Source organism: Stenotrophomonas sp. MYb57 (assembly GCF_002966815.1).
Taxonomy (GTDB): Bacteria; Pseudomonadota; Gammaproteobacteria; order Xanthomonadales; family Xanthomonadaceae; genus Stenotrophomonas; species Stenotrophomonas indicatrix.
The window spans coordinates 3,007,339-3,026,054 of record NZ_CP023271.1 but is presented as its reverse complement, the minus strand read 5'-3'; the positions used below and the strand labels follow the sequence as shown (position 1 = coordinate 3,026,054).

11 protein-coding genes are annotated in these 18,716 nt (G+C 65.4%); 5 read left to right on the top strand and 6 right to left on the bottom strand.

The annotated features are described in order from the left end of the window. Positions 1 to 6 precede the first annotated feature (6 nt). Entirely contained in the window at positions 7 to 690 is a 684-nt protein-coding gene (locus tag CLM74_RS13935; RefSeq protein ID WP_032976315.1) for a DUF2058 family protein, read from the top strand. Positions 691 to 765: 75 nt separating this feature from the next. Here the strand turns inward: CLM74_RS13935 and metH are convergent, their stop codons facing one another. From metH to CLM74_RS13920, 3 genes are read right to left on the bottom strand one after another with little or no spacing between them, the layout of a single operon-like run. Further along, a complete protein-coding gene (gene metH, locus CLM74_RS13930; RefSeq protein ID WP_025876832.1) occupies positions 766 to 3,450 on the bottom strand; it encodes a methionine synthase in 2,685 nt (894 codons plus the stop codon). 54 nt (positions 3,451 to 3,504) lie between these two features. After that, positions 3,505 to 4,599, bottom strand: a complete 1,095-nt coding sequence (locus tag CLM74_RS13925; RefSeq protein WP_025876834.1) for a homocysteine S-methyltransferase family protein — start codon at positions 4,597 to 4,599, stop codon at positions 3,505 to 3,507. A gap of 7 nt (positions 4,600 to 4,606) precedes the next feature. Then, positions 4,607 to 5,536 (bottom strand): metalloregulator ArsR/SmtB family transcription factor, encoded by a 930-nt coding sequence (locus CLM74_RS13920; RefSeq protein WP_025876836.1) that lies wholly within the window; start codon positions 5,534 to 5,536, stop codon positions 4,607 to 4,609. A gap of 135 nt (positions 5,537 to 5,671) precedes the next feature. Between CLM74_RS13920 and CLM74_RS13915 the strand changes: the two genes are divergently transcribed. Continuing rightward, complete coding sequence (locus CLM74_RS13915) at positions 5,672 to 6,820, top strand: acyl-CoA dehydrogenase family protein (RefSeq protein ID WP_032976311.1); 1,149 nt, start codon at positions 5,672 to 5,674, stop codon at positions 6,818 to 6,820. Positions 6,821 to 6,964: 144 nt separating this feature from the next. Next, positions 6,965 to 7,252 carry a hypothetical protein gene (locus CLM74_RS13910; RefSeq protein WP_105164354.1) on the top strand — a complete coding sequence of 96 codons (288 nt, stop codon included), beginning with the start codon at positions 6,965 to 6,967 and terminating at the stop codon, positions 7,250 to 7,252. A 154-nt stretch (positions 7,253 to 7,406) separates the two neighbouring features. Here CLM74_RS13910 and CLM74_RS13905 read toward each other — a convergent pair whose 3' ends face one another. Genes CLM74_RS13905 through CLM74_RS13895 form a run of 3 tightly spaced genes read right to left on the bottom strand, consistent with a single transcriptional unit; the run spans position 7,407 to position 12,516 of the window. Further along, complete coding sequence (locus CLM74_RS13905) at positions 7,407 to 10,580, bottom strand: multidrug efflux RND transporter permease subunit (protein ID WP_025876842.1); 3,174 nt, start codon at positions 10,578 to 10,580, stop codon at positions 7,407 to 7,409. A 14-nt stretch (positions 10,581 to 10,594) separates the two neighbouring features. Next, positions 10,595 to 11,860 (bottom strand): efflux RND transporter periplasmic adaptor subunit, encoded by a 1,266-nt coding sequence (locus CLM74_RS13900; RefSeq protein WP_025876844.1) that lies wholly within the window; start codon positions 11,858 to 11,860, stop codon positions 10,595 to 10,597. Next, complete coding sequence (locus CLM74_RS13895) at positions 11,860 to 12,516, bottom strand: TetR/AcrR family transcriptional regulator (protein ID WP_025876846.1); 657 nt, start codon at positions 12,514 to 12,516, stop codon at positions 11,860 to 11,862. Before CLM74_RS13895 ends, CLM74_RS13900 begins: the two co-directional genes overlap by 1 nt. A 250-nt stretch (positions 12,517 to 12,766) precedes the next feature. Here CLM74_RS13895 and CLM74_RS13890 point away from each other — a divergent pair, with 250 nt between their 5' ends. Together CLM74_RS13890 and CLM74_RS13885 are read left to right on the top strand one after the other, a co-directional pair. Next, complete coding sequence (locus CLM74_RS13890) at positions 12,767 to 17,743, top strand: NAD-glutamate dehydrogenase domain-containing protein (protein ID WP_105164353.1); 4,977 nt, start codon at positions 12,767 to 12,769, stop codon at positions 17,741 to 17,743. A 199-nt stretch (positions 17,744 to 17,942) separates the two neighbouring features. Further along, complete coding sequence (locus tag CLM74_RS13885; protein WP_105164352.1) at positions 17,943 to 18,716, top strand: NAD kinase; 774 nt, start codon at positions 17,943 to 17,945, stop codon at positions 18,714 to 18,716.

Below are 18,716 nucleotides of genomic sequence, written 5' to 3'. Positions count from 1 at the left end.
TATCCTATGAGCGATACCCTCCGCGACCAGCTGATGGGCCTGGGCTTCAAGCCCGCGCCCAAGCCCGAGCGCAAGAATGATGCCCCCCGCCGTGATGGCCGCCCGCAGGGCAAGGGTGGCGCTGGCAATGGAAAGCCGCAGCACGCTGGCAAGGGCGAACACAAACCCGGCGAGCGGCGGGCGCATGGCAATGGCGGCCCGGGCAAGCCTGGCCAGCAGCGTGGCCAGGGCCACGGGCAGGGGCCGCGCAAGCCGCGTACCGCCGAGGAAATGGATCTGGCCAAGGCTTACGCGATCCGTGCGCAGCGGGAGAAGGAAGAGCGCATCGAGACCGAGCGCCTGAAGCAGGAAGAAGCCCGCCAGCGCCGCGAGGCCAAGGTGAAGCTGGAAGAACTGCTGAAGGACAAGAGCCTGAATGCCGAAGCGGCCGATATCGCGCGCCACTTCCCGTACGGCGGCAAGATCAAGCGCATCTACGTCACCGCCGAGCAGCTCAAGGCACTCAATGCCGGTGAACTGGGCGTGGTCCAGCTCAACGGTCGCTACCTGCTGGTGACGGCTGAAGTCCTGGCCCAGTCTGAGGCGGTGTTCGCCGCTTCGGTGGCGTTGAAGGTCGACCCGAATGCACCGGCCGAGGACGATCCCTACGCCGACCCGCAGTACCAGGTGCCCGACGACCTGGTCTGGTAAGCACCGACAAAAAGGGGACGGAGGGGATTAAGTCGTTTGTGCCAAGAACGACTTAATCCCCTCCGTCCCCTTTTTTCATTCCGGATCGTAGTCGAGGTTGGACGCCAGCCAGCGTTCGGCCTGGGCACGGTCCACGCCCTTGCGGCGTGCGTAGTCGGTGACCTGCTCGCGACCGAGGCGGCCGACCACGAAATACTGGCTCTGCGGGTGGCTGAAGTAGTAGCCCGACACCGCCGCGGTCGGCAGCATCGCGAAGCTCTCGGTCAGTTGCATGCCGGCGTTGGTTTCGGCGCCCAGCAGGTCGAACAACCGGCGTTTTTCGCTGTGCTCGGGGCAGGCGGGGTAACCGGGCGCGGGGCGGATGCCGCGGTACTTTTCGTCGATCAGCGCTTCGTTGTCGAGCGTTTCGGCGTGGTCGTACCCCCAGAACCCGGTGCGTACGCGCTGGTGCAGGCGTTCGGCCAGGGCTTCGGCAAAGCGGTCGGCGAGCGCCTTCAGCAGGATTGCGTTGTAGTCGTCGTGGTCGGCCTCGAAACGGGCCACGTGCGCGTCGATGCCGATCCCGGCGGTCACTGCGAAGGCGCCGATCCAGTCCTGCTTGCCGCTGTCGGCCGGAGCGATGAAATCGGCCAGGCAGAAATCCGGGCGTTCGGCGGGCTTGTCCACCTGTTGCCGCAGGAAGTGCAGGGTGGCCTCGCCATCGGGATGCTGCACGCGTACGTCGTCGCCGATGCTGTTGGCAGGCCACAGGCCGAACACGGCCTTGGCCCGCAGCCACTTCTCGTTGACGATGCGGTCGAGCATCGCGCGCGCGTCCTGGTACAGCTCGCTGGCCTGGGTGCCGACGATCTCATCGGTGAGGATCGCCGGATATTTGCCGGCCAGCTCCCACGCCTGGAAGAACGGCGTCCAGTCGATGTAGGGCACCAGCTCGGCCAGCGGGTAGTCATCGAATACATGCAGGCCCGGCTGCTTCGGTGCGGGTGGCGTGTACGCCTGCCAGTCGCACTGGAACTTCTGGCCACGTGCATGTTCCAGCGAGACCAGGCGCTTGGCGTCACCGCGGTTGCGGTGGCGGGTGCGGATCTCGGCGTAGTCCGCCTCGTTGGCGGCGACGAACGCATCCCGCAGCTCGCGCGAGATCAGCGACTGCGCCACGCCCACGGCGCGCGAGGCGTCCTTCACCCAGACCGTCGGGGCTTTGTAGTGCGGGTCGATCTTCAGCGCGGTGTGCGCACGCGAGGTGGTCGCGCCGCCGATCATCAGTGGCAGGTCAAAGCCCTGCCGCTGCATTTCACGGGCGACATGGCTCATTTCTTCCAGTGACGGCGTGATCAGGCCGGACAGGCCGATGATGTCGGCCTGGTGCTCGCGGGCGGCATCGAGGATCTTCTGCGCCGGCACCATCACGCCCAGATCGATCACCTCGAAGTTGTTGCAGGCCAGGACCACGCCGACGATGTTCTTGCCGATGTCGTGCACATCGCCCTTCACCGTGGCCATGATGATCTTGCCGTTGCTCTTGGCGGTGTCGCCGCTGCGGGCCTTTTCGGCTTCGATGTAGGGCAGCAGGTAGGCCACTGCCTTCTTCATCACACGTGCCGATTTCACCACCTGCGGCAGGAACATCTTGCCGGCACCGAACAGGTCGCCGACCACGTTCATGCCGGCCATCAGCGGGCCTTCAATGACGTCCAGCGGGCGGCTGGAACGTTGCCGGGCTTCTTCGGTATCGGCGTCGACCCAGGCATCCAGGCCATGCACCAGCGCATGCGCCAACCGTGCGTCCACTGGCTTCTCGCGCCAGGCCAGGTCTTCGGTCTTCGCCGCGCCCTTGCTGCCCTTGTAGCGCTCGGCGATTTCAAGCAGGCGCTCGGTGGCATCAGAGCGGCGGTTGAGGATCACATCCTCCACGCGCTCGCGCAGTTCCGGCTCCAGCTCGTCGTAGATCGGCATGGCGCCGGCGTTGACGATGCCCATGTCCATGCCCGCGGCGATCGCGTGGTACAGGAACACCGAGTGGATCGCTTGGCGCACGGTTTCGTTGCCGCGGAACGAGAACGAAACGTTGGACACGCCGCCGGACACATGGCAGTGCGGCAGCGTCTGCTTGATGATGCGGGTGGCTTCGATGAAGTCGACCGCGTAGTTGTCATGCTCTTCAATGCCGGTGGCGACGGCGAAGATGTTCGGGTCGAAGATGATGTCCTGTGGCGGGAAGCCGATTTCATCGACCAGCAGGCGATAGGCGCGGGTGCAGATTTCAACCTTGCGTGCGCAGGTGTCGGCCTGCCCGCTCTCATCGAAGGCCATCACCACTGCGGCCGCACCGTAGCGCAGCACTTTGCGCGCGTGCTCGCGGAACAGGTCCTCGCCTTCCTTCAGCGAAATCGAATTGACCACGCTCTTGCCCTGCAGGCACTTCAGGCCAGCCTCGATCACGCTCCACTTGGAGGAATCGACCATTACCGGGATGCGGGCGATGTCCGGCTCGGACATGATCAGGTTGAGGTAGCGGGTCATCGCCGCTTCCGAATCGATCAGGCCCTCGTCCATGTTGACGTCGAGGATCTGTGCGCCGCTGGCCACCTGCTGCCGGGCGACGTCCACCGCTTCTTCGTAACGGCCTTCCTTGATCAGCTTGCGGAACTGCGCGCTGCCGGTGACGTTGGTGCGTTCGCCGACATTGACGAACAGCAGATCCGGGGTGATGACCAGCGGTTCCAGGCCGGACAGGCGGGTAGGGCGGACAGGCGTCATGATCGGCGGCAACTCAGCGGCAACAGGGGGACGTGCGGGAGGGGGTGGAGGTGTTCATGCCGCCTGCACCTGGGCGGCAGGCAGGGCGCGCGGCGGCAGCCCGGCCACCGCCAGCGCGATCGCGCGGATGTGGTCCGGCGTGGAGCCACAGCAGCCGCCGACCAGGTTGAGCAGGCCATCTTCGGCAAAGCCACGCAGGGTGGCGGCCATTTCCTCGGGTGTTTCGTCGTACTCACCGAATGCATTGGGCAGGCCGGCGTTGGGATGGGCACTGACGTAGCAGTCCGACACCTGCGACAGGGTTTCCACGTGCGGACGCATGGCATCGGCGCCGAGTGCGCAGTTCAGGCCGATCGACAACGGCCGTGCATGCGCGAGTGACGCCTGGAACGCCTCGGCGGTCTGTCCGGACAGGGTGCGCCCGGAAGCATCGGTGATGGTGCCGGAAATCATGATCGGCAGCCGCGCGCCACGTGCATCGAAGGCCTCCTCGATGGCGTACAGCGCAGCCTTGGCGTTGAGCGTATCGAAGATGGTCTCGACCATGATCGTGTCGGCGCCACCATCGATCAGGCCATCGATGGCTTCGCGGTAGGTGCCGCGCAGCTCATCGAAACTGGTGTTGCGGAAGCCGGGATCATTGACGTCCGGACTGATCGAAGCGGTGCGGCTGGTCGGGCCGAGCACGCCGATGACGAAGCGCGGCTTGTCCGGTGTGGTGGCCGCCACCGCATCGCAGCAGGCACGTGCGACGGCCGCACCCGCCTTGTTCAGCTCGTACACCAGGTGTTCGAGGTGGTAGTCGGCCTGGCTGACGGAGGTGGCGTTGAAGGTGTTGGTTTCCACCAGGTCCGCGCCCGCTTCCAGGTAGGCGGTGTGGATGCCGGCGATGACCTGCGGCCGGGTCAGCAGCAACAGGTCGTTGTTGCCCTTCAGGTCGTGGCCTTCGGGTGTGCCGCCGTGGTCGCAGCCGGGCCCATGGGCGTGGTCGTAACCGCCGGCGAAGCGCTCGCCCCGGTAATCCTCTTCCTGCAGGCCGTGGCGCTGGATCATCGTGCCCATCGCGCCGTCGATGATCAGGATCCGATCACGCAGGGCAGCGAGCAGCGATTCCACGCGTTCCGGGTGCAGCCAGGGCAATGCGGGCATGTCGACCTCAGGGTTTGTTGGCGATCAGCGAGATCACTTCGAAATGCGGCGGGCGCTTTTCGCGGGTGACCGTTTCCAGGTTGGAGACCTGCAGGCCGGCCTTGTCGACGAACTTCTTCAGCTCCTTGTCGCTGAAGCCGAGGTTGACATGGCCATAAGCATCGACCGCGGCCTTGTGCTCGTGGCGGGCCAGGCTGCACAGCAGCAGGCGACCGCCCGGGCGCAGTACGCGCGCGGCTTCGGTGACCGCCTGCGCCGGCTTGCTGGCGTAGGTCAGGGCGTGCATCAGCACCACAAGGTCGAAGCTGCGGTCCTTGAAGGGCAGGGCATGCATGTCGCCCTCGCGGACTTCCACGTTCGGCAGGCGGCGCAGGCGTTCGCTGGCGGCGGCCACCACGCGCGCACTGGTATCGATGCAGACATAACGCCTGGCGTGCGGGGCGACCAGTTCGGCCAGCACACCGTCGCCGGAGGCGATATCCAGCACGTCGCCGGTTTCCAGCAATGGCAGCGCGGTGCGCGCCAGCGCTTCCCAGGTGCGGCCCGGGGAGTAGTGGCGCTCCATGTCGCCGGCCACGCTGTCGGCCCAGTTCTGGTCAGCCGCGCGGTGGGCGAGCACCGCCGCTACGCGTTCAGCATCCTGGCGCAGCAACGGGTCATCGCTTCCGTTGCTCAGGGCATGCCACAATGCACGCTGCGCCGGGTCCAGCTGGGCTTCGTCGAAGCGGTAGTAGGCCGACACGCCCGCACGGCGGTCGCGCACAAGGCCGGCTTCCTTGAGGCGCGCCAGATGAGTCGATACCCGCGGCTGCGCCAACCGGGTGATGGCCGAAAGCTCGGCCACGGTCAGCTCTTCCTGCTCCAGCAGCGCCAGCAGGCGCACGCGGGTAGCATCGGCGAACACCTTCAGGCGGGTCGACCAGTCTTCCAGATCCATAAACATCTACCTATCGCGATATAGAGATATATTCGCTGACGGGGGGCTGCCCGGTCAAGCCGCCGCCAGGGTCGAGTCAGCCGCCAATGCCCCGCCCCCGGTACAATCGGCGAACCATTTTCCCGGGAGGGTGTTGTGGATTTCAGCTTTACCGAAGAGCAGTTGATGCTGCAGGACGTTGCGCGCCGGATCGCGCAGGAAAAGATCGCCCCGAGCGCGGAGCACCATGACCGTACCGGTGAGTTCCCGCTGGACAACATCCGCCTGCTGGGCGAGAACGGCCTGATGGGCATCGAAGTGCCGACCGAATACGGTGGCGCGGGCATGGACCCGATCGCGTACGTGCTGGCGATGGTGGAGGTCGCCGCCGGTGATGCTGCGCATTCGACCATCATGTCGGTCAACAATTCGCTGTTCTGCAACGGCATCCTGACCCATGGCAGCGAAGCGCAGAAGCAGAAGTACGTGCGCGCCATCGCCGAAGGCGAGGCCATCGGTGCATTCGCGCTGACCGAGCCACAGTCGGGCTCGGACGCCACTGCCATGCGTTGCCGCGCGGTCAAGCAGGCCGACGGCAGCTATGTCATCAATGGCAAGAAGAGCTGGATCACTTCCGGCCCGGTGGCCAAGTACATCGTGCTGTTCGCGATGAGCGAGCCGGACAAGGGCGCGCGTGGCATCACCGCGTTCATGATCGACACCGACAAGGCCGGTTTCGGCCGCGGCAAGACCGAACCGAAGCTGGGCATCCGTGCCTCGGCTACCTGCGAGATCGAGTTCAACGATTACGTGGCGCAGCCCGAAGACGTGCTGGGGCAGGAAGGCGAGGGCTTCAAGATCGCCATGGGCGTGCTTGACGCCGGCCGCATCGGCATTGCCTCGCAGGCGATCGGTATTGCCCGTGCCGCCTATGAAGCGACCCTGGAGTACGTGAAGGACCGCAAGGCCTTCGGTGCGGCCATCGGTACGTTCCAGATGACCCAGGCGAAGATTGCCGACATGAAGTGCAAGCTGGATGCGGCGCTGCTGCTGACCCTGCGTGCGGCATGGGTGAAGGGCGAGGGCAAGCGCTTCAGCAACGAGGCCGCCATCGCCAAGCTGACCGCTTCGGAAGCGGCAATGTGGATCACCCACCAGGCCGTACAGATCCATGGCGGCATGGGCTATTCCAAGGAAATGCCGCTGGAGCGCTACTTCCGTGATGCCAAGATCACCGAGATCTACGAAGGCACTTCGGAAATCCAGCGCCTGGTGATTGCCCGCAACGAAACCGGGCTGCGTTGATTTTCCCGTGCCGCGCCGCTGCAATGGCGGCGCGGCAGTAGATCCACGCCATGCGTGGATGGCGTTGTGCCCAGATGGCATGCCCCTCTGGCTTTCCAGGATGCATGCTGCTGCAATGCGGATCGTTTTTTCTGGAGATACCGCATGATCTACCGCGGCTGGGGCTTCATGACGCTGGTGACGCCGATCGCAGGCATCCTGTTGCTGGCGTACTTCTTCCCGCACGACGGCCCCCAGGGCAACATCCCGCTGCAGCAGGTGCTGCTGGGTGGTGGCATCGGTGCGGCAGTGAACGTGCTGCTGGGCCTGTGGCTCAACCGTGCGCCGCGGCATAAGGGTGAGGCCGCACCCCATCATTTCTTCTTCGTGCCCATGCAATGGGCCGCGCTGGTTCTCGTGGCGGTGTGCGCCGTGATCGCGCTGCTGCGCTGACACGTCGCCTTGGAGAGCGCCAACCAAGGTTGGCGGCTACCGGGCATGCCGCTGCTTTGGTAGATGCCAACCTTGGTTGGCGTGGATTCAAAAGCAGCAAAGAAAAAGGCCCCGGATCGCTCCGGGGCCTTTCTCGTTTCAACTTACCGCCGGATCAACGATCCGGGCGGTGGGCGCTTTCCGCATCACGCTGGCGGCCGAGGAATTCCTTCGACGGTTCATCCAGCTTGTCGCCCAGCATGCGGCGCACGACCACGAAGAACACCGGGATCATCAGCAGGCCGAGCAGGGTGGCGAACAGCATGCCGCCGATCACGCCGGTACCGATGGCGTGGCGCGAGTTGGCGCCGGCACCGGTGGAGATCGCCATCGGGATGACGCCCATGATGAACGCGAAGGACGTCATCAGGATCGGGCGGAATCGCAGGCGCGCCGCTTCGATGGTGGCATCGCGCAGGGTCTTGCCCGCCGCACGCTGCTCCACCGCGAACTCCACGATCAGGATCGCGTTCTTCGCGGCCAGGCCGATCACCGTGATCAGGCCGATCTTGAAGAACAGATCGTTCGGCAGGCCACGCATCATCGACAGGGCGAGTGCGCCCAGAACGCCAAGCGGTACCACCAGCAGCACCGCCACCGGGATCGACCAGCTTTCATACAGCGCGGCCAGGCACAGGAACACCACCACGATGGACAGCACCAGCAGCAGCGTCGCGGCGTTGCCTGCCAGGATTTCCTGATAGGACAGGCCGGACCAGTCGTAGCCGAAGCCCGCCGGCAGGTCGTCGTTGACGATGCCTTCCATGGTCTGCATCGCTTCACCCGAGCTGGTGCCCGGTGCCTGCGAGCCGACGATGTTGATCGCCGAGTAGCCGTTGTAGCGGCTCAGCGACGGCGGTGCCGAGACCCATTCGGACTTGACCACCGTGCTCAACGGAATCATCGCGTTGGTGCCATCGGCATTGGTGGTCAGGCTGGACGGGCTGTAGAAGCTCTTCAGCGATTCCTGGCCAGTGCGGTACGGACCATCAGCCTGCATGGTCACGCGCTTGATGCGGCCTTCGTAGAAGAAGTCGTTGACGTACACCGGGGCCAGCATCAGCTGGATGGTGCTGTACACGTCCGACACCGACATGCCCATCGACTGCGCCTGCACGCGGTCCACGTGCAGCTGCAGCTGCGGAGCGTTTTCCAGGCCGTTCGGGCGCACGCCCACCAGGTGGTCCGGCTTCTGCGCGGCCTGGCCGAGCAGGATGTTGCGGGCCTGGGTCAGCTGCTCATAACCGGCGCCGCTGCGGTCCTGCAGCCACATGTCAAAGCCGCCGAACTGGCCAAGGCCCTGCACGGTCGGCAGGTTGACCACGAAGATCTGCGCTTCCTTGATGCCGTAGAACGCGCCGTTCATGTTCTGGATGAATTCCGGAGCAGTGAACTTGCGCTCTTCCCACGGCTTCAGGCGGATGAAGCCCATGCCCACGTTCTCGCCGGAACCGACGAAGCTGAAGCCGGCCACCTGCAGCATGCCTTCATAGCCATCCTGCTTTTCCAGGATGCCGCGCATCTGTGCGAACGCTTCGTTGGTCTGGCTCTTGGTCGAGCCCGGCGGCAACTGCACGATCGCCAGTGCATAGCCCTGGTCTTCCTCAGGCAGGAAGCTGCCCGGCATGCGGGTGAACAGGAAACCGCACAGCGCGGTCAGCACCACGAACAGGATCATCCAGCGTGGTGCATGGCGCACCGCGGAGGTGATGTGGCCCACATAGGTGTGGCTGATCTTGTCGTAGTACTTGTTGAAGGTGCGGTAGACGATGTTCGGGTTGTCGTTGTGCGTCGGCTTGAGGAACGTCGCGCACAGTGCCGGGGTGAAGCCCAGCGCCAGGAACGCCGAGAACGCCATCGAGATGGCGATGGTCAGGGCGAACTGCTTGTAGATCTCACCGGCCGCACCGCCCTGCAGGGCGGAGGGGATGAACACCGCCGCCAGCACGACGGTGATGGCCACCACCGCGCCGGTGATCTGGGTCATCGCCTTCTGCGTGGCCGGCTTCGGCGCCAGGCCTTCCTCGGTCATGATGCGTTCGACGTTCTCGATCACCACGATCGCGTCATCGACCACGATGCCGATCGCCAGCACCATCGCAAACAGGGTCAGCTGGTTGATCGTGAAGCCGATCATCCACATGCCCAGGAACGTACCCAGCAGGGCCACCGGGATGACCAGGGTCGGGATCAGGGTGGCGCGGAAGTTCTGCAGGAAGATCAGCATCACCAGGAACACCAGCAACACCGCTTCGAACAGGGTCTTGACCACTTCCTGGATCGAGATCTTGACGAAGGTGGTGCTGTCGTACGGCGAGAACCAGGTGACGCCGGCCGGGAAGCTGGGCTGCAGCTCGTCCATCTTGCCGCGCACCGCCTCGGCCACGTTCAGGGCGTTGGCGCCCGGCAGCAGCTGGATGGCGAAGGCGCCGGTGGGCTTGCCGTTGTACTGGGTATCGAAGCCGTAGTTGTTGGCACCGAAGGCGACGCGGGCGATGTCCTTCAACAGCACGCGCGAGCCATCGGCATTGGCGCGCAGGATGATGTTCTCGAACTCCTGCGGCGAGCTGAAGCGGCCTTCGGCCGACACCGTGGCGGTGAAGTGCTGGCCTTCCGGCGACGGGTCGGAGCCCAGCGCACCGGCGGCGAACTGCACGTTCTGCGCGCGTACCGCCGCCAGCACCTGGCTGGCCGACAGGCCATAGCCCTGCATCTTTTCCGGGTTGAGCCAGATGTTCATGGCGTACTCGGAACCGAACTGCTGGGTGCTGCCGACGCCCGGGATGCGCGAGACCTGGTCGAGCACGCGCGAACCGACGATGTCATTCAGTGCGTCACGGTTGATCGTCGGCGTATCGGACTGCAGCGCCACCACCATCAGGAAGCCGGCGTTGGCCTTGGCCACCACCACACCCTGCTGGGTGACTTCCGAAGGCAGTCGCGGCGTGGCCAGCGAGACCTTGTTCTGCACCTGCACCTGGGCGATGTCCGGATCGGTACCGGTCTCGAAGGTCAGGGTGATCGACGCGCGGCCGTTGGAGGCCGATGAGGAGCTGAAGTACAGCAGGTGATCGATGCCGGTCAGCTGCTGCTCGATCACCTGGGTGACCGATTTCTCCGTGGTATCCGCACTTGCGCCCGGGTAGGTGGCCGAGACGGTCACCTGCGGCGGGGCGATGTTGGGGTAGGACTCCACGCCGAGGTTGAGGATCGCGATCACGCCGCTGAGCGAGATCAGGATCGCCACCACCCAGGCGAAGACTGGATGTTCGATGAAAAATTTAGGCATGACGGAAGGTCCCGTTACTGCTTGTTCGATTCGGTGGCGGCCGGCTCGGCCTTGTCGGCCTGGTCAGCCTTGGCCGGTGCCTTGGCGTCGGCCGGAGCTGCGGCAGGCGCGCCCGGAGCAGCACCGCCGGCGGCAGGCTTGCCGTTGGCGTCCTGGCCCGGGGTCCACGGCTTGGCCGTGGCCGGCGTGCCTTCCTTGACCTTCTGCACGCCGGCGACGACCACCTTGTCACCGGCAGCCAGGCCCTCGCTGACCAGCCAGTTGCCGTTCTGCGCGCCGTCGGTCTTGACGTTCTTGCGGACGACCTTGCCGTCGGCACCCACCACCATCACATAGCCGCCGTTGGTGTCACGCAGCAGGGCCTGCTGCGGCACCAGGTAGGCATTGTTGCGCTCGCCCAGGTTGGCCTGGAAGCTGACGAAGGCGCCCGGCAGCAGGATCTTCTGCGGGTTCGGCAGCACCGCGCGCAGCGACACCGCGCCGGTGGCCGGATCGACCGTGGTCGAGGAGAAGTCCAGCGTGCCCGGCTCGCTGTAGGTGCTGCCGTCGGCCAGCTTGACGTTGACCGTGGCCTTGCCGTCGCCGGACAGGGCCAGGGTGCCCTTGGCCTGCTGCGCACGCAGCTGGGTCAGTTCATCCACGCTCAGCGAGAAGTTCACATACAGCGGGTCGAGCTGGTCCACGGTGGTCAACAAGGTCACATCGCCCTGGCCGACCAGCGCGCCTTCGGTGACCTGCTGCTTGTTGGCCACGCCACTGATCGGGGCGGTGACTTCGGTGTAGCCCAGGCTGATGCGCGAGGACGTGACGGTGGCTTCGGCCTGCTTGACCGCGGCCAGCGCGGTGCGCTCGGCCGACTCGGCATTGTCCAGGTCGGCCTTGGACACGAACTTCTGCGGCGCCAGCGAACGGGCGCGGTCAGCGGCGACCTTGGCGTTGGCGTAGGTCGCGCGGGCCGAAGCCAGCTGGGCCTCGGAGGCGTTGAGCGAGGCGCGCAGGGGCGCCGGGTCGATCAGGAACAGGGTCTGGCCCTGCTTGACCTCGCTGCCTTCCTGATAGACGCGCTTGAGCAGCACGCCGGGCACGCGGGCGCGCACATCGGCGCTGCGGAACGGCGACAGGCGACCGACCAGCTCGCGCTGCAGCGGCAGGGTCTGCGGCTTGGCGTCGATCACGCCCACCTCCGGCGGTGGAGGCGTCGGCTGTTCCGGCTTCTTGCAGGCAGCTACGGCGACAGCAACGGCGCACGTCAAGGCAAGGGTGCGGAGTGGGGCGGTCATCAGGAGGAACTCCGGGGTTGGTTTGAAGACGGGGCCGGCGAGGGCTGCGGCGCGAACGCGCGCAGGAAGCCATCGACGGAGAACTCTGCCCAGCGCCGACGCAATGCAGCGTCATCACGATGGGGGGTATGGAAGCGCTGTTTGTCGAAATCCTGACCGGCAATCATGCTCAGCAGCAGTTCGGCCATGAAGTGCGGGTCGTCATGCCGCAGCAGCCCGCGACTGCAAACGGTTTCAATCCATTCAGCAAGGTGAAGTGTCAACGCGCCGGCGCCATGCCGGTACAGCGTACGCGCCTCTTCGGGAAACTGTGCTGCATCGGCGGCGATCAGGCGGCAGGCCTGGCCGACGTGGGGCTGGTTGAAGTGCTCCAGGAAGTCGGTGGCGAACTGCAGCAGGCTGCCACGCAGGTCGTCACCGCGGAGTGCACGCAGCATGGCCCCGGTGGCGTGACCGACGTGGCGCTGCATCACCCGCCGCAGCAGGGCCTGCTTGTTGCCGTAGCGCGAGTACAGGGTCTGCTTCGAGCAACCTGCATGCTGGGCGACCGCGTCCATGCTCATCTGCATGCCCTGTTGGGCAAGCAGTTCGCGCACGGCGTCGAACACGCGCTCATCACGCGCGTCGAGGGCGACAGGAAGGTAGGCCGGATTCACGCGGTGGACTATACCGTCCAGTTCAGGATTGTGGAATCGCGCCGATGTTGCCGCATGTGTCTTCCGGTAACACGTTTTGCCGATCCTGTCGGCAACGCTGCGCGACTGCGACGCCCATACCGGTGCGAACTGAATAGGGCGTCTAAACCGCAGCAAACCCGAATCTGGTTATTCCGTCCTGCAGCAAGGCCTTTTCGTGCGGTAGGGCTACAATTTCATTTTCCCAACTGAGCAAGCGCGCCGCTCTGCCATGAAACCGCAAAAAACCGCAGCCAAGACCGTGAAAAACAAAAGCAAACCAGTTGAGTCGGAGGTCGCAGTGACCGCTGGTTTCTCCCTGGAGCCGGTGTACACGGCCTTGCGCAAGCGTTACCCCGCGGCCGCCCAGGCCGAGGCAGTGGCATTCGCAGCCGATTTCTACAAGCGCATGGAGGCCGACGAGTTCCCCCATCACAGCGCTGAGGAGTGGGCCGCGCTCGCAGCCGAAACGCTGGAATTCGCCCGTGCCCGCAAGGCCGGCAAGGCCAACGTCCGCGTGTTCAATCCGACGGCGAAGTCCAACGGTTGGGAATCGCCGCACACCGTGCTGCAGATCATCAACGACGACATGCCGTTCCTGGTCGACACCGTGACCATGTCGCTGGCCGAGCATGGCGTGGGCGTGCATGTGCTGGGCCACCCGGTGCTGCATTTCACCCGTGACAAGGCCGGCAAGCTGACCAAGGTCGGCGAGGGCCAGCTGGAATCGGTGATGCTGCTGGAGATCGACCGCCAGCCGGCCGAAGCCATGGCAGACATCGAGCAGGCCATCAACAAGGCGCTGGATGAAGTGCGCGCCATCGTGCGCGACTGGCAGCCGATGCAGGACAAGGCGCTGGCGCTGGCCGACGACCTTGGCAGCCGCCAGCTGCCGGTCGACGCTGCCTCGCGCAAAGAAGCACAGGAATTCCTGCGCTGGGCCGCCGACAACCACTTCACCTTCTTCGGCTACCGCGAGTACCGCGTCGAGAAGCAGGGCAAGGAAGACGTGCTGGCGCCGCTGAACGACACCGGCCTGGGCCTGATGCGCGGCAAGGACAAGTCCGCTGCACGTCCGGTCAAGACCCTGGCCGCGCAGGGCCTGAACACCACGTCCGGGCTGAAGGACGCGCTGATCCTGACCAAGACCAATGCCCGTTCGCGCGTGCATCGTGCCGGTTACATGGATTACATCGGCGTGCTGGAATTCGACGCCAAGGGCAAGATCATCGGCGAACAGCGCTTCCTCGGCCTGTTCACCTCCAGCGCCTACAACCGCCGCCCGTGGGAAATCCCGCTGGTGCGCCAGCGCTACGAACACGTGATGAAGCAGTCCGGCCTGGCCGGCTCCAGCCATAGCGGCAAGGCCCTGCGCCATATCCTGGAAACCCTGCCGCGCGAAGAGCTGTTCCAGTCCAGCGAGGACGAACTGTTCCGCACCGCGATGGGCGTGCTGGGCCTGCAGGAGCGTGTGCGCAGCCGCCTGTTCCTGCGTCGCGACAAGTACAGCCGTTTCATTTCCGCGCTGGTCTACCTGCCGCGCGAGCGTTTCAACACCGACGTGCGCCTGCGCATCGAAGCGATGCTCAAGGAAGCGCTGCACGGCGAGTACGTGGACAGCTCGGTGGTGCTGGGTGAATCGCCGCTGGCCCAGGTGCACCTGATCGTGCGTCCGAAGCCGGGCGAAATGCTTGACGTCGATACCGCGGAACTGGAGCAGAAGCTGGCCCAGGTGCTGCGCAACTGGCAGGACGACCTGCGCGAAGCGCTGGTCACCCGCCATGGCGAAGCCGAAGGCCTGCGCATTGCTGCACGTATCGGCAAGGCGCTGCCGGCCGGTTACATCGAAGACAACAGCACCGCCGTTGCTGCCAACGATGTCAGCCAGCTCGATGCGCTGACCGGTCCGGACGACCTGCGCCTGAGCCTGCAGGCCGTGCCGCGCGAATCCGGCGATGGTCTGCGCCTGAAGCTGTATCGCCAGCTGGATGACATCCCGCTGTCGGACGCGCTGCCGATGATGGAAAACATGGGCCTGCGCGTGATCGCCGAGCGTCCGTACCGCCTGTCGGTGGACAACGCGCCGGTGTACGTGCAGGACTTCGAGGTCGAGTCGACCGCTGGTGCGATCGATGCGGCCAGCGTCGATGAAGCCTTCGGTGAGACCTTTGCCCGCGTCTGGCACGGCGATGCCGAGAACGATGGCTTCAACCGCCTGGTGCTGGCTGCCGGCCTGCACTGGCGCCAGGTCGCCATGCTGCGTGGCTACTGCAAGTACCTGCTGCAGACCGGCGTGCCGTTCTCGCAGGCTTACGTCGAAGGCACCTTCACCCGCTACCCGTTGCTGGCACGCCTGCTGGTGGAACTGTTCGAAGCCCGCTTCGATCCGGCCACCGGCCATGAAAGCAAGGAAGACATCGCCGCCGGCCAGGCGCAGCTGAAGGCCCACCTCGAGGTGCTGGCTGCCGGCGACGAGGCAACCCTGAAGGTGCTCAAGACCGTGGTCGACGCCCGCAAGGGTGACCGCGATGCGCAGATGCAGGCCGCGCGCGAAGCGCTGCTGAAGCTGATGGACCGCGTGTCGAGCCTGGACGAGGACCGTATCCTGCGTTCCTTCATGGGCGTGATCGATGCGACCCTGCGCACCAGCTACTACCAGACCGATGCCAATGGCCAGCACGGCCATGTCATCAGCTTCAAGTTCGATTCGGCCTTGGTGCCGGACCTGCCCAAGCCGCGCCCGTACCGCGAAATCTTCGTGTATGGCCCGCGCGTGGAAGGTACCCACCTGCGCTTCGGTGCCGTCGCCCGTGGCGGCCTGCGCTGGTCGGATCGCCGCGAAGACTTCCGTACCGAAGTGCTGGGCCTGGTCAAGGCGCAGATGGTCAAGAACACCGTCATCGTGCCGGTCGGCGCGAAGGGCGGCTTCTTCGCCAAGATGCCGCCGGTGAACGGCGATCGCGATGCGATCTTCGCCAACGGCGTGGCCTGCTACAAGCTGTTCATCCAGGGCCTGCTGGACATCACCGACAACATCGTCAACAACAAGATCGTGCCGCCGGTGGATGTCGTGCGCCATGACATGGACGATCCGTACCTGGTGGTGGCCGCCGACAAGGGCACCGCGACCTTCTCCGACATCGCCAACGGCCTGGCCATCGCGCACGGCTTCTGGATGGGCGATGCGTTCGCCTCCGGCGGTTCGGTTGGTTACGACCACAAGGGCATGGGCATCACCGCGCGCGGCGCATGGGAGTCGGTCAAGCGCCACTTCCGTGCACTGGGCCGTGACAGCCAGACCCAGGACTTCACCGCGGTTGGCGTCGGCGACATGTCCGGCGACGTGTTCGGCAACGGCATGCTGCTGTCGCGCCACATCCGCCTGGTCGCTGCGTTCGACCACCGCCACATCTTCCTGGACCCGAACCCGGATGCAGCGACCACGTTCGTCGAACGTGAGCGTCTGTTCACCGTGCCGCGTTCGAGCTGGGCGGACTACGATGCCAAGCTGATCAGCAAGGGCGGCGGCGTGTATCCGCGCAGCCTGAAGTCGATCGAGATCACCCCGCAGGTGCGTGAAGCGCTGGGCCTGGACGAGAACGTCAAGGCGCTGTCGCCGAACGATCTGATGAGCGCGATCCTGAAGGCACCGGTCGACCTGCTGTGGAACGGCGGCATCGGTACCTACGTGAAGGCTGCCAGCGAGCAGCACAGCGATGTCGGCGACCGCGCCAACAACGCCCTCCGCGTGAATGGTGGCGAGCTGCGCTGCAAGGTGGTGGGCGAGGGCGGCAACCTGGGCATGACCCAGCTGGGCCGCATCGAAGCTGCCCAGGCCGGCGTGCTGCTCAACACCGACTTCATTGACAACTCGGCCGGTGTGGATACCTCCGACCACGAAGTCAACATCAAGATCCTGCTCAACGATGTGGTGCGGGCCAAGAAGCTGACCGTCGAGCAGCGCAACAAGCTGCTGGCGTCGATGACCGACGAAGTCGCCGCGCTGGTGCTCAATGACAACTACCGCCAGAACCAGGCCCTGAGCCTGATGGAGCGGATGGCGGTCAAGCGCCTGGGGTCCAAGCAGCACTTCATCCGTACCCTGGAACAGCAAGGCCTGCTGGATCGCCAGATCGAGTTCCTGCCGTCCGACGCCGAGCTGTCCCAGCGCAAGGCACGCGGCCAGGGCCTGACCCGTCCGGAACTGTCGGTGCTGCTGTCCTATTCCAAGCTGGTGGCGTTCGCGCAGCTGCTGGATTCGGACATTCCGGAAGATCCGTACCTGTCCAAGGAGCTGCAGCGTTACTTCCCGACCCCGTTGCAGAAGAAGTACGCCGACGCGATGGAGCGTCACCGCCTGAAGCGCGAAATCATCGCCACGGCCGTGACCAACCAGACCATCAATCGCATGGGCGCCACCTTCCTGATGCGCATGCAGGAAGACACCGGCCGCTCCATTGCCGAGGTCGCCAAGGCCTACACCATCAGCCGCGAAACGCTGGACGCACGCGCGCTGTGGGCGCAGATCGATGCCCTCGACGGCACACTGCCGGAGTCGGTGCAGATCGACGCGCTGGAAGTGATCTGGAAGCTGCAGCGTTCGTTCGTACGCTGGCTGCTGTCGCGCCCGGGCCCGATGCCGGGCATCACCGAGGCGGTCAACCGCTACCAGGGTCCGTTCAACGACATCCGTGTTGCTTCGGGTGTGCTGCCGGATTCGCAGCGTCCGACCTACGAAGCCCTGGTGGCCGAGTGGAAGGAAAAGGGCCTGCCGTCGGCGCTGGCACAGCAGCTGGCCGAACTGCACTTCCTGGAACCGGCGTTCGACATCATCGAACTGGCCCGTACCCGCAAGCTGAAGCCGGTGGATGTCTCCAAGATCCACTTCCGCCTGGGCGACGCCCTGCAGCTGCCGTGGCTGTTCGAGCAGATCGACGCGCTGGAGGTCAACGGCCGCTGGCACGCGGTGGCACGTGGCGTGCTGCGCGACGAACTGGCCGCACACCACCGCAGCCTGGCCGGCCAGGTGCTGGCCACCAAGGGCAGCACCGCTGAAGCCAAGGTGGCCGCGTGGATCGGTCGAGACGACAGCAGCCTGCGCTTCACCCTGGCGATGCTGGCCGAACTGGCCGAGCAGAAGACCCTGGACTACCCGACCGTTTCGGTCGCGGTGCAGCGCCTGGGTCAGCTCGCTGCCCACGGCGCGTAAGTGATGTAGTGCCAGGCCACGCCTGGCATGCGTGAACCGGAACGGCCCCGCGAAAGCGGGGCCGTTTTTTCTTGCGGACGACCGCCGGGCATGGCCCGGCGCTACCGATGTACGGCGGAGCAGGTAGCGCCAGGCCATGCCCGGCGAGCGCAGCGGCGCTCGGTTATGCTCTCCACCGAGCCTTCCCCCGGATCCACCGATGAGCGACACCCCCCGCATCGCTTTCCTGGCCAGTACCACCGAAGCTGCACAGATGGCCCGCGCAGCGATGGTCTCGCGCTATGGCGACCACGCCCCGGACCAGGCCGACGTGCTGTGCCCGCTCGGCGGCGATGGCTTCATGCTGCAGACCCTGCATCGTCACGGACACCTGGGCAGGCCGGTATTCGGGATGAAGCTGGGCACGGTGGGTTTCCTGATGAACCAGTACCGCGGCGACGACGACGTGCATGCGCGTATCGCCCGTGCCGAGCCGGCCCACCTGCGCCCGCTGGAAATGATGGCGCTGACCGAATCGGGTACCACCACCGGGTCGCTGGCCTACAACGACGTCTCGCTGCTGCGCCAGACCCGGCAGGCGGCGCACATCGGCATCGACCTCAATGGCCAGGAGCGGGTGGGCGAACTGATCGGCGATGGCGTGCTGGTGGCCACCCCGGCCGGAAGCACCGCCTACAACTATTCCGCACATGGGCCGGTACTGCCGCTGGGCTCGCACACCATCGCCCTGACGCCGCTGGCCCCCTATCGCCCGCGACGCTGGCGCGGCGCCATCCTCAAGGCCGACACCGAAGTGCGCTTCCGCGTGCTCGATCCCTACAAGCGTCCGGTCAGCGTCACTGCCGATTCGCACGAGACCCGCGATGTGGTCGAAGTGACGATCCGTGAGTCGCGCGAGCACCGGGTGACCCTGCTGTTCGACCCGGAGCACAACCTCGAAGACCGGATCCTGAGCGAACAGTTCGTTTTTTGA